The sequence below is a fragment of the Halomonas sp. genome (genome assembly GCF_052095765.1).
In the GTDB taxonomy this organism is placed as follows: domain Bacteria; phylum Pseudomonadota; class Gammaproteobacteria; order Pseudomonadales; family Halomonadaceae; genus Halomonas.
In genome coordinates this window covers 1-12,410 of record NZ_JBQDJZ010000079.1, presented here as the reverse complement: position 1 = coordinate 12,410, position 12,410 = coordinate 1, and the positions used below count along the sequence as shown (strand labels likewise).

Here is a 12,410-nt window from a genome sequence, read left to right as displayed (position 1 = left end):
CGGTAGCAGCCGTTGAAGTGGGAAGCCTCGCCCAATAGGGCGGGGAGCAGTCACCGAAAGATGCCAATAAGAACAGCAATAAGAGCCCGGACACAGGAGCCGAGTCATGAGTCAGTCTTCAACCCATCCCAATGGTAATTTCTGGCAGCGCATTCCGTTATGGCAGAAAATTCTGGCAGGCCTCTTTCTGGGCGTGCTGGCCGGCGCGTTGATGGGCGAAAAAGCCAGCGTGTTCAAACCACTGGGTGACATCTTCATCAGCGCCATCAAGATGCTGATCGTGCCGCTGGTGTTCTCGACCCTGGTGGTCGGCATCACCGCCATGCGCGACCCACAGAAGATGGGGCGCATTGGCGCACGCACCATTGCCCTTTATTTGATCACTACAGCATTTGCCATAGCCATTGGCCTGCTTGCCTCACTGATCTTCCAGCCTGGTGTAGGGCTGAACCTGTCCTTTGATTCCGCTGTTGAACCGCAACAGGCCCCCAGCCTGGTGCAGATCATCGTTGACCTGGTACCACAGAACCCGATTGATGCGCTGGCCAGCGGTAACATCCTGCAGATCATTGTATTTGCCATTGGCCTTGGCATCTCGCTGATGCTGATTGGCGAGAAAGGCGAACCGGTGGTGCGCGTGTTCGAAAGCTTTGCCGAAGCCATGTACAAACTCACCAGCATCGTCATGGCCTTTGCTCCGTTCGGCGTGTTCGGCCTGATTGCCTTTGTGGCCGGTAACTACGGGCTTGAAGTGCTGCTGCCGCTGGCCAAGGTGATTGGCGTGGCGTATCTGGCCAGTGTCGTACAGGTGCTGGTGGTGTATTCGGGGCTGCTGGCCATGCTGGGTCGTCTTAACCCGGTGCGTTATCTGCAGGGTAGCCTGGATGCTCTGGTCGTCGCCTACTCGTCTGCTTCCTCGTCCGGTACCCTGCCCGTCTCGCTGCGCTGTGCACAGAAAAATCTCGGCGTCTCCGAGGGCGTCTCCGGTTTTGTGCTGCCAGTGGGTGCCACCATCAACATGGACGGTACTGCCATCTATCAGGGCGTGGTCGCGGTGTTCATTGCCCAGCTGATCGGCTTTGAACTCAGCATGATGGATTACGGCATGATTATCCTCACCGGCACCCTGGCCTCGATTGGCACCGCCGGCGTACCGGGTGCAGGCCTGATCATGCTATCGATCGTGCTGACCCAGATTGGCTTGCCACTGGAAGCCCTTGCCGTCGTCGCCGGTGTGGACCGGATTCTCGACATGGCACGTACCAGCGTAAACGTCGCTGGTGACCTGATGGTGACCGTGCTGGTCGGCAAGAGCGAAGGGGAACTGGACGAAAACATCTACAACGCCAGGCAGAAAAACTAGCTCCTAATACGCCAGACCCAGGAGGCAGATGTCATGCAGTTGACTGAGTTGAAAGGCGACCGGACCCGCATCGGTATTGAGCACGGCACAGCACATGCCGACAAGATCCAGCACAGCATCGTGGTCTATGATCAGCTGTTCCAGGACTTTATCGGTATCGGCTGGGCCGAAGCGCGCCGCGAAGCAGAGCGCTTCGTCGCCATGATCGAGCGCGGCTTTCCCGAGATACTCGAAGAGATGGCTGGTATCGCCCAGGGTGCCGGCGTCGAGCCCGCCGACATTCTTACCCTCAACTGTCGCAGCGAGATTTCACTGACCCGCGCCAGCGGTGGCTGTTCCGCCTTCGCCCTGCAGCGTGCCGGCACCCAGTGGCTGGCCCAGAACTGGGACTGGCGCTCGGACCAGCTGCATAACGTGGTCGCGCTGCATATCCAGGGCGACGACGTCGCCCCGCTGATCAGCATCGGCGAAGCCGGCATGGTGGCCAAGATCGGAATGAATGCAGCAGGTATTGGTGTTTGCCTGAATGCCATCCGCTCCCAGACCTGCGGCGAAGGCCTGCCAATTCACATTGCCCTGCGCAAGATTCTTGAAAGCCCGGACATGGCAAGCGCGCTGAACGTCACCCACGAGGACCGCGTGTGCTCTTCCGCCCACTTCCTGATCGCCAGTGGCGATGGCCAGGCCGCAGGCATGGAAGTCCACCCCGGCAAACCGGGTCATCTCGAACCCCTTGAAGGAATCGTTACGCATACCAACCATCTGTATGCCCAAACCGCCACCTGCCAGATTGACGATTTTCCCCGCCCCGACTCGCAGCCACGGCTGCAGCGCCTCAATCAGCTGTTGAGTGAAGAGCTGTCTACCCAGAACGGCGCCAGCGAAGCACAGCTGTTCGAGATACTCAGCGACCACGACGGTGAGCCCATGTCGCTATGTCGACATTTCAATCCCTACCAGCCGGCTGAAGAGCGCATGGAAACCCTGTTTGCCGTGGTAATGAACCTAACCGAACGACGTCTGACGCTCCATCATGGCAAGCCCTGCGAGCCACAGGAGCGTCTGACAATCAGGCTTTGAGGCAGAATGCACTCGGCCTATTGAACCCTACCGCCGCTATGCGGCGGTTTCGTCATGTGAACATGACTCCCACGAAAGCCAGCACATACACTTTGCTAAAAATCAGCCTTTGGCAACAACTTCGATCTGTGACTCGACGACCTTCTCACTTTTCATCGAATTGGTGATCAGGCAGATCGAGCCCGCTTTCTCCAGGCAACGTTCGGCACGCTGGCGCTGGTCTTCGTCTTCCAGGGTCAGGTGCGGTCGAATGACGAGCCTGGTGAAGGAGCTCACGCCGTCAACCTTGTCCAGCAAGCCATCCACATCACAGTTCAAATGCTTCCACTCCAGCTTGGAAGCGCGTGCCACAGCACGAAAAGACAGCACATAGCAGTTAACCACGGCGGCCATCATCAGCGTTTCGGGCGACCAGTAGCCTTCCGGCCCACCAAACTGTGGCGGCGGAGTGGTAGAAATCGACGGCAGCCCGTCGCTGATGACCGTGACCTCGCCCTGTGACGAACCAGAAGCTGACACCAGATAGTTATGAGGAAGACCTTGCATCGATTGCCACTCCGGGAATATGAATAGGTCTGAACAATATAACACCCTCGGACCAGACCAAATATTGACCGGCGGCAAGTTCAGCCACGTTTCCGCCGCCAGGCTCCCAGCAACGGCATATTCTGGTTTTCGCCCTTCAAGTATTGCTCGGATGTCCGCAGGAACTGGCGCTGGATCGCTTCCTCGCGGCACAGCATTAGAAGGTCCTGATCCTGGCTATCTCCGGCAACCTCAGCGCCGCATGGACACACCCACACCATACGTACCGATCCTGAACTGACATCATAAGTTTCCTGCGTAGGAATGGGGTCGTGAAATGCCGTCTTGAGCGCATGCAGCATGAGGAATCTCCTGATCAATGGATATTAATGAGAACGATTATCATATGCAATCTGGAACAGAAAGCCATTCCTGTCAAGTCGCTTTTCTGTCCTTTAACCACCTAAGCATCATGCAAACACGACGCCCATGGCGTCATACTGGTTCACAATCTCCAGCATCATGAACTCCGCCAGCAAGCGCTGTGCGTCACGCACCCGATATCACACCTCGATGCAAGGAAGTCATCATGAACGACCGGCCCGACAGTCAAACTATCGAGAATCGCACCTTCGATGAAATTCAGATCGGCGATAAAGCCTCATTGACCAAGCGTCTGACCATGGACGACATCAAGCTGTTCGCGATCATGTCCGGCGACGTCAATCCGTCCCACGTCGATGATGACTTCGCTCGCAGCTCGCGTTTCCACGAAGTGGTCGCCCACGGCATGTGGGGCGGAGCGCTGATATCCACCGTGCTGGGCACTCAACTGCCCGGTCCCGGCACCCTCTATCTTGAACAGAGCCTGCGCTTCCATGCGCCGGTGACGCTTGGTGATGAGCTCAAGGTAACGATCGAAGTCATCGCCCGTGACCCAAGCCACAAGCAACTGACCTTCGCCTGTCGCTGCGAGAATCAGGACGGAGTGCTGGCCATCGAGGGTGAAGCCCAGGTGATTGCGCCCAGCGAAAAAGTCCACCGCCCACGCACTGTCATGCCTCAGGTGCGGCTGACCGAGCGCGGCCGCCTGCATGAAATACTCCATGCCGCCAAACTGCCGGCACCGCTGCGCATGGCCGTGGTGCATCCGGTAGACCACGACGCCTTACTTGGTGCCATTGCTGCCGCCAAACACAGCCTGATCATCCCGTTGCTGATCGGCCCCGTGGCGCGCATCCAGGCCGCCGCTGAAGAGGCACAGATCGATATCACCGAATATGAGGTGATTGACGTGCCACACAGTCACGCCGCCGCCCGTCGCGCCGTCGAGCTGATTCATGAAGGCCGCGCCGAGGCGCTGATGAAGGGCTCTCTACATACCGATGAGCTGATGCACGAAGTGCTCAAGCGCGACGGCGGCCTGCGCACCGAGCGGTTTATCAGTCACGTGATGGCCTTCGACGTGCCGACTTACCCGCGGCCTCTGCTAATCACCGATGCCGCCATCAACATCCACCCGAGCCTTGAGCAGAAGCGCGACATCATCCAGAACGCCATCGAGCTGGCCCAAGCCATGGAGATCGGCATTCCTAAGGTTGCGCTGCTGTCAGCCATAGAAACCATCAACCCGCGGCTGCCCTCCACCCTAGACGCCGCCGCACTTTGCAAGATGGCCGACCGTGGCCAGATTCACGGCGGTCTTCTCGATGGCCCGCTGGCCTTCGATAACGCCGTTTCAGAGATTGCTGCCAAGACCAAGGGCATCGTCTCACCGGTTGCGGGCCGCGCCGATATCCTCGTCGCTCCGGACCTGGAGTCCGCCAACATGCTGATCAAACAGCTCAAATACCTGGCCGATGCCACCGGCGCTGGCCTGGTGCTTGGCGCCCGAGTGCCTATCGTGCTGACCAGCCGCGCCGACGAAGTCATCAGCCGACTGGCTTCCTGCGCCCTGGCCCTGCTGCTTGTCCAATACCAGCAGCGCTCCACCCTGCCACCGGAGGTATGAGATGGGAGACATCCTGGTACTTAACAGCGGCTCATCAAGCCTGAAGTTCGCCCTCTACAGCCTCAACATTGACAACCACGACACCACACCGGGAGCCATCCCCAGCGACCTGGATAGCGCTCTGGTACGGCGCTTTCGCGGCAGCCTCAGCGGGCTCGGCCATGCACCGGGGTTACATCCCGAGATCAATATCCGCGACACCGACAACCAGCCAATCGCCAGCGCCCCGCTGCCGGATGGGCCGCTGAGCGTCGGCCAAGCCCTGGCACTGCTGCTCGAATGGATCACCCAGCAGCCTGATCTCGACGATATCAGTGTGGTTGGCCACCGGATCGTGCACGGCGGACGCCGCCACCACGACCCGGTACTTCTTAACGACGCCATCATCGCTGAGCTGGATGCCCTGACACCGCTGGCTCCGCTACATCAACCCGGCGGACTCGAACCTATCAGGCAACTGGCAGCGCTCCATCCGAACATCAAGCAGGTAGCATGTTTCGACACTGCTTTTCATGCCGGCATGCCGGATGTAGCACGCCAGTTCGCCATCCCGCGGGAGCTGACCGACCAGGGGCTGATCCGCTACGGCTTTCACGGTCTCTCGTTCGACTACATCAACCGCAGCCTGGCAAAAACACTAGGTGACAGGCCCAGCGGTCGGGTGATCATCGCCCACCTGGGCAACGGCGCCAGCCTGTGTGCTGTTGCCGACGGCCAGAGCCAGGCCGCCACCACCGGGCTTACCGCGCTGGAAGGTCTGCCCATGGGTACCCGCAGTGGCAGCATCGACCCGGGTCTAATACTGCATCTTCTCGACCAATACCAGATGCCGCTAGGTGAGGTGACCGACCTGCTCTACAAGCGTTCTGGCCTGCTTGGCATGTCAGGCATCAGCAGCGACATGTACGAATTGGAAACCAGCGACGACCCTCGCGCAGCGCAGGCCATTGCCCTGTATGCCTACCGTATCGTACGCGAGATCGGCAGTCTCACCGCCGCTCTCGGCGGACTCGACCACTTGGTATTTACCGCCGGTATCGGCGAGAACTCCGCCCGATTGCGCCAGCGCGTCTGCCAGGGCTGCGAATGGCTCGGCATCACCCTGAGCAGCCAGGCCAACGACCAGCACGGCCCGCGCATCTCAGGCGACGACAGCCGCGTCGGCGTATGGGTAATCCCTACCGATGAGGAACGCATGATCGCTTGGTACAGCGCACAGCTGTAAACCGCAAAAAACTGACCGGGATCAAATCAACGGCAAATCGACACGAAGACACTTGCCAAGCAGAGTGAGGCTGCTTAACATTGCAAATGCCAATCAATCTCATTATCGGAAAGGTACGCCTCACTAATGAATATCAAGACACTACTGCTCACCGCTTTCTGCTCCGGCCTGATCGCCACCGCCGCTGTAGCTGACGACCGCCCTTCTCATTTCAAGGGCGAACCAGCGCCTGACTTAAAAACTGCGGTCGCCAACTTTTCTTCTTACAATCAGCAACTGGCCGACCTGCTCGACCAGGACGAACTGACCCCGCAGGATCTCGCCAAGGTACACGAGCTGTCCTACACCATCGAAAACGCACTGGAAAAGATTAATGAGGAAACCGACAGCATGGCCGTGACGCTGGAAGAAGTGCATTTGGGTTCAGAAACCAATGATCCCGAGCGCGTGCAGGAAAATGGCATGGTATATCTGGAAGCTGCCCAGACGCTGGTGCCGTGAATATTGGCTGACCCGTCTTACCCAGAGCCCGGTTTCAGGCCACAGACCGCGCCACTCATCAGCCAGCCCAGTGCTGCACTGATGGGTGGCGTGCTATTCCGATTGGATCATCATCGGTCCTGCGAGGATCAGCGCGATAAGATCGGCCTGACGGTTCGTGCCGGTTTTCTGGAACAGGTTGCGCATATGGAAGGCGATAGTGGTTTGCGAGACGCCGAGCTCTGCTGCCACATCGGTAGTGCGAGCGCTGTTGGCCAACGCACTGGCGACCCTGGCTTCGGTTGGTGTCAAACCAAACAGCCCCGCCAGCAACGCTTCAGGTGCACGCCGACGCTGGCCTGATGCGCACAGGAACAGAGCCACTACCGGCTGGCCCGGATACTGCCTGGCTACCTCGTCTGGCAACACATCCGCATTCACTAGCGCACAGGCCAATGCCGACATACTGCGTGCCCCTTGACTCTGCTGCAACATGACGCCAACCACTTTTTCCTTACCCGAACTTACTGCCTCCAGCGTCTCACCCAGCGCCCGTTTCAGCGCCTTGTCGGACAGCGACTCCACCGCCCTTATCCTGTCTGTATCAAGGCGAATAATGTCACCACTGACAGCAAGTTCATCGGCAGCACGGTTGGCATACACGCAGCGACCCTGTTCATCGATCAGCACAATACCTAATGCAATCAAGTCCAGCGCCTGCTCTGCACCGTCGCCAGACAGTCCACTGATCGCAGTGTGCAAAGTCGCCATTTCGTCTTCATGACGGCGGCGAATCCGCTCAACCTGACGCAGATGTGCTCCTACGGTCGCCAGCATCAGGTCATAATCCACCGGCTTGACCAAGTAATCGTCTGCCCCCAACAGCTTCCCTTCGATAACATCACTCGGCTCAGACAGGGCTGTCAAAAAGATGAAGGGCGTTGTCGCCAGCTCCGGACGCTGCTTCCGAAATGTTTCCAGCAGCGCATAACCGTTCAGACCGGGCATGGAAATATCACACAGCACCAGATCGGGCGTGGCATCTACCAGCAACGCTAATGCCTGGCGGCCGTCGGCGGCCGCTAGGGTGCGATAGCCAGCCTCTTCCAGCTCTTCAACAATGTCACGCGCCAGCGCAGCCTCATCTTCCACCACCAGAATCAGCGCACGATGCGTTACGTTGCCCATCAAACTGTCCGTCATGTTCATGGCAAGTCCCCGCTATGGAATGAGTGCTCATCGCCGGCACAGGGCAGTGTCACTCGAAAAAACACTCCCTCGCTGTACGAGTGAAAGCTCACCTCCCCTCCCTGCATCCTCGCCAGGGTACGCGCCATGAACAGCCCGATGCCGGTGCCGGCAACACCCACGCTGTTGGCACCACGATAGTTGCGCTCAAACAGGTGGGCCTGATCCTGCTCGCCAATCTGAACACCAACACTGTACACATCACACAGCAGAACCTGTTTCTCCTGCCCCAAAATTACTGTCACAGGCATCTCAGGCGGCGAATACTTCACTGCATTGGACAACAGGTTTTCCAACACCTGCTCCACATGAGCAGGATCACACAACGCTTTGCATGAATTATCTGCGGCGTGCTGAACCCTGATCTGGCGATCCGGTATAGCGCCACGCTGGCGGGCACTGACCGCTTCAACAAGGTCTCCCAGATGGCAGGCAACCCGGCGCGCACCTACCTGACCAGCATCCAGCCGTGCAGCATCCAGAGTACTTTCCACCAGCCGCGTCAGCCCAGCGACCGCCTCACGGGCACGACTTGCACGCTCAACCACCTCGTCGGGAGCGGCACGAGCACCACGCCGGATCAAGCGCTGCAAGGCAGAGTCAGCCACCGCCAGCGGGGTGCGAAACTGATGCGATACCATGGCAGCAAAGTTGCGATACAGATCCGCGGCCGATTTTTCACGCTGAAGAGCACTGTCCAAATCCCGCGTGCGCTCGACAACCAACTCTTCGAGGCGATCACGATCCTTGGCATCCTTCTGCTGCGCAGCGTGACGGTCAGTTGCATCATGCAATAATAGAATGGCCCCCATCACCACGCCCTCATTACGCATCGGGAAAAAACGCAGATCGACATAGCGGGCTGACTCGCAGTCCGGCTGAAACAGCGGTCGCAGCGTCAACTGTGATATTTCACCGTCAAGCGCCCGCGTTACTCCGCGACGCAACGCGTGCGTATCGAAAAAACCGGCCACGTTTTTCAGCGGGCGACCCACTGCCTGCTCGGCAGACTTGCCCAGCATACCGACCATAGCGCTGTTCCAAAGGGTGCAACGGCCGTTACGATCCACCGCCAGAATGCCCTCACCACTTGAGGAAATCAGCAGTGACGAAAAATCTCGCTCACGGCGTAACATTCGATTACGCTGGCGCGTCTGGCGAAGCGCTGCGGCCAGGGAAACCGCCAGGATAGCGCCAGCTACCATAATGCCGATCAGAAAGGTGATAATCTGGCGCAGTTGATGACGATACGACTCCAGCCGCCCACCCAGTTCATCCCATTCAGTAATCATTGCCGCATTGGCGGCGCGGCCAAAAAAACGCGAAAAAGGCACCAGCTGCTCGCGTAGTTGCTGGCTATCAGCCGCTGTGAAGTCAACGACAAGCGGAGCAATACCATCAAGAGCGCGGGCCAGCCGGGCATAGCCGCTATCAAAACCGATGTGTTCAATAAAACGCCGCTGAGGCCCATCACCCAACAGCGCCATGCGGCTAGCCAGAATGTCATAGCGCAGGGAAACTTCGCTCTGCTGCGCCTCACCTAACGCGGCCAATGCCGCTGTCTCACCCAGGCGTAAGGCTGCCACCTCGGCTTGATGCAACACCCACAGCATGTTCTGCTCCGCCTCAGTACGCATGTCTTTCTCGATATCAAACATACGAATCAGGGAAAAGGTCAGCAACAGCGCAAAGACGGGAACAACAGCCAGCGGCAGAATTACACCAAAAATACGATGATTAACGCCTTTCATTGCACCTTTATTGCACCTCTATTTCACTTCAAGCCGATAGAGCTGCCACACCCAGCGATAGTCATAGCGGATATCCTGCAGCACCTCATGATCATCACGCGGGTAGACGATCCACAACGGCCCCTTCCTGTCGCGACTCAAAAGCTCACCGTCCATGCGGTCAGCGATAATCACATCAAAACGCTGAAAGTCTGCGATAGGGATATCCACGACATAGTCGTTCAGTCCGATAGCCGTCACATGACTACCCTGTGCATCCAGCTGCGTCAGCAGATCGCGCAACAGAAAACCACTGAACACGTGTCGACCATCGGTCACCACCGTTGAAGTCACAAGCTCGACCCGGGGCAGCGCCTCAAGCGCCTCCCGACTGAAGGCAGCATGAGCGTTGGCAATCTGTCCCGTCACTTCCAGCACCGAGCTGACTTCCGCTGAGCAGTCCTGACATTGAGTTTGGGTTTGAGCTTGAGCACCCGTTAACGCTGACACTACCAACATACCTGCTAACATTAGCGTTCCTATGATTATCCCTAACCGCCTCAGCATATGTCCTCCTTGCGCTGCAGCAGCACTTACGCCCCTACAATCACGCTCACACTTATCAGAAAGGCATTGTAAAGCGAGTGTAACAAGCTACTCGCTAATGGGCCTTCCCCGCTTACCCGACACTGACTCAACGAAACCCGACTCCCCCTCCAAACGAACGGGGCGAAAGCAAGACAAACTCTGTCAACGTCATGTGCAGTATCTGAAACATGCTCTTGAAAAACAGAGTTAATAACAGTGAGTCCAAAAAATGGTTTTAATGAAAAAAGAATACACAGGAGTATTTCATGTGGAATTTTAGTGTACGTGGCTCACTGAGCCTGATGATGCGCACGTTGCCATTCATCCTCTTGCGTATGGCGGTGTATTTCGGCATCACACTTGGCTATGTGCTTGTCACGGGCATTGGCGCGGGCGTGGGCTATGGCATCGGTGGTTTTGGTGATGAAAGCTTTCAGGCCGGCACGACCTTCTGGGGGGGCTTTGCCGGCTTTGGCCTGTTTGGTGTCGTCATGTACTGGATGCGTGAGTATATCCTGTACATCGTGAAAGCGGGGCATATAGCCGTACTGATTGAGCTGATCGACGGCAACCCCATGCCAGAAGGGCGTAACCAGATCAGCCACGCCACCGCCGTCGTCAAAGAACGCTTTCCCCAAGCCAGTGTGCTGTTTGGTGTCGACCAGCTGATCAAAGGTGTGCTTAAAACCATCACCGGCCTGATGCGCGGCATTCTTACCGTTCTGCCGCTTCCCGGTGTGCAACAACTGGCCGGCATTTTTTCAGCCTTTCTGCGCGTTGCCGTCGGTTTCATCGACGAAGTGATCCTGGCCTACGCCATTCGCACCCAGTCCAGCAACGCCTGGATGTCTGCCAAGACAGCACTGGTATTGTATGGTCAGAACTACAAGACAATGCTGAAAAACGCCGCTTGGCTTGCCGTAATCGTCTATGGGCTCAGTATTCTGGTGTTTCTGGTGATGCTCGCGCCCGCAGCAGCGCTGGTCTATCTGATACCCGGCGCATGGTCTGCGGGCGGCCTAGTATTCGCCCTGCTGTTTGCCTGGAGCGTCAAGGCGGCCCTGCTGGAACCCTTTGCCATCACCTGCATGATGCAGGTCTACTTCAAGGCGATCGAAAACCAGCAACCCGACCCGGAGTGGGAAGCCAAGCTGGAGCAGATGTCCGGCAAGTTCCGCCAGCTGAAAGAGCGCGCATTTGGGGCCAGCGATGCCACTGCAACAACGGACTTTAACCAGAGCAACCAGAGCTAGCCACCTATTTAAGACTCCAGGAGAGCGCCATGAAAATCGCAAAATCGGTACTGGCCGCTATCGCCATTACGGCCGGCACCATCAGCACCGCCGGAGCGGCGGATGACGCGGTCATCGTCTACGACGCCTCTGGCTCGATGTGGGGGCAGATTGACGGTGTCAGCAAGATGGAGATCGCCCAGGATGTGATGGCCGACCTGATCAATGAGTGGGATGACAGCATCAATCTAGGCCTGGTCGCCTACGGCCACCGCCGCCAAGGCGATTGCAGCGATATCGAAACGCTGATTAAGCCCGGGCCACTGGATAAAGCCAGTTTTATCAACACTGTCAACGCCATCAAGCCCAAGGGCAAAACGCCCATTTCTGCCTCGTTGCAGCACGCCGCTGACCTGCTCTCTTACCGCGACAGCCAGGCCACCATCGTGCTGATTTCAGACGGCCTGGAAACCTGCAACGCCGACCCTTGCGCGCTATCTGACCAGCTGGCCAAACAGGGCGTGAAGCTCACTGCCCACGTTGTCGGCTTCGACCTTGAAGACGCAGCCCATGCCAGCCTGGCATGTATTGCTGATAACACCGGCGGCATCTTTGTTCCCGCCAACAATGCCGATGAGCTGCACGCCGCTCTAGACCAAGTGCAAAGCGTCATGGAGCAACCCAAGCCGGAGCCACAACCTGAGCTGCCTGAACTCAGCATCAGCGCACCGGAACAGGTCACCACCGGCGCATCGTTCCCTGTCAGTTGGAGCGATACCGTCGCCGGCAATGACTACTACACCATCGTTCCGGCCGGCACTAAAGAAGGCAAAACCGGCAACCGCAGCCTGGTGCATGACAACAACGAAGGGTCGCTCACCGCACCCGCCGAGCCGGGCCTGTATGAAGTGCGCTACGTGCTGCGCGA

At 57.9% G+C, this 12,410-nt stretch carries 12 protein-coding genes; 7 read left to right on the top strand and 5 right to left on the bottom strand.

Annotated features, from left to right (window positions below; all coding sequences use genetic code 11):
* Positions 1-106 precede the first annotated feature (106 nt).
* Both ACTH3D_RS10360 and ACTH3D_RS10355 read left to right on the top strand, forming a co-directional pair.
* Positions 107-1,363, top strand: a complete 1,257-nt coding sequence (locus ACTH3D_RS10360) for a dicarboxylate/amino acid:cation symporter (protein WP_441667003.1) — start codon at positions 107-109, stop codon at positions 1,361-1,363.
* Positions 1,364-1,396: 33 nt separating this feature from the next.
* Positions 1,397-2,443 (top strand): C45 family autoproteolytic acyltransferase/hydolase, encoded by a 1,047-nt coding sequence (locus tag ACTH3D_RS10355; protein WP_441667002.1) that lies wholly within the window; start codon positions 1,397-1,399, stop codon positions 2,441-2,443.
* A 102-nt stretch (positions 2,444-2,545) separates the two neighbouring features.
* Here the strand turns inward: ACTH3D_RS10355 and ACTH3D_RS10350 are convergent, their stop codons facing one another.
* A complete protein-coding gene (locus tag ACTH3D_RS10350) occupies positions 2,546-2,989 on the bottom strand; it encodes an OsmC family protein (RefSeq protein WP_441667001.1) in 444 nt (147 codons plus the stop codon).
* An 80-nt stretch (positions 2,990-3,069) separates the two neighbouring features.
* Positions 3,070-3,330, bottom strand: a complete 261-nt coding sequence (locus ACTH3D_RS10345) for a hypothetical protein (protein ID WP_441667000.1) — start codon at positions 3,328-3,330, stop codon at positions 3,070-3,072.
* A 227-nt stretch (positions 3,331-3,557) separates the two neighbouring features.
* Between ACTH3D_RS10345 and ACTH3D_RS10340 the strand changes: the two genes are divergently transcribed.
* From ACTH3D_RS10340 to ACTH3D_RS10330, 3 genes are all read left to right on the top strand, one after another.
* Positions 3,558-4,979: a bifunctional enoyl-CoA hydratase/phosphate acetyltransferase gene (locus ACTH3D_RS10340; protein ID WP_441666999.1), complete on the top strand. Its 1,422-nt coding sequence runs from the start codon at positions 3,558-3,560 to the stop codon at positions 4,977-4,979.
* 1 nt (position 4,980) lies between these two features.
* Positions 4,981-6,204, top strand: a complete 1,224-nt coding sequence (locus tag ACTH3D_RS10335; RefSeq protein ID WP_441666998.1) for an acetate/propionate family kinase — start codon at positions 4,981-4,983, stop codon at positions 6,202-6,204.
* A gap of 126 nt (positions 6,205-6,330) precedes the next feature.
* Positions 6,331-6,705, top strand: a complete 375-nt coding sequence (locus tag ACTH3D_RS10330) for a DUF6746 family protein (protein ID WP_441666997.1) — start codon at positions 6,331-6,333, stop codon at positions 6,703-6,705.
* A 93-nt stretch (positions 6,706-6,798) separates the two neighbouring features.
* Here the strand turns inward: ACTH3D_RS10330 and ACTH3D_RS10325 are convergent, their stop codons facing one another.
* The 3 genes from ACTH3D_RS10325 to ACTH3D_RS10315 are packed head-to-tail and all read right to left on the bottom strand — an operon-like array spanning position 6,799 to position 10,100.
* Complete coding sequence (locus ACTH3D_RS10325) at positions 6,799-7,893, bottom strand: response regulator (protein WP_441666996.1); 1,095 nt, start codon at positions 7,891-7,893, stop codon at positions 6,799-6,801.
* On the bottom strand, positions 7,890-9,683 hold the full coding sequence (locus ACTH3D_RS10320; protein ID WP_441666995.1) for an ATP-binding protein: 1,794 nt from the start codon (positions 9,681-9,683) through the stop codon (positions 7,890-7,892). Before ACTH3D_RS10320 ends, ACTH3D_RS10325 begins: the two co-directional genes overlap by 4 nt.
* Positions 9,684-9,701: 18 nt before the next feature.
* Positions 9,702-10,100 (bottom strand): molybdopterin-dependent oxidoreductase, encoded by a 399-nt coding sequence (locus ACTH3D_RS10315; protein WP_441666994.1) that lies wholly within the window; start codon positions 10,098-10,100, stop codon positions 9,702-9,704.
* 416 nt (positions 10,101-10,516) lie between these two features.
* Here ACTH3D_RS10315 and ACTH3D_RS10310 point away from each other — a divergent pair, with 416 nt between their 5' ends.
* Entirely contained in the window at positions 10,517-11,503 is a 987-nt protein-coding gene (locus ACTH3D_RS10310; RefSeq protein ID WP_441666993.1) for a hypothetical protein, read from the top strand.
* 29 nt (positions 11,504-11,532) lie between these two features.
* Positions 11,533-12,410, top strand: an 878-nt coding sequence (locus ACTH3D_RS10305; protein ID WP_441666992.1) for a vWA domain-containing protein, incomplete at its 3' end; no start/stop codon positions are given.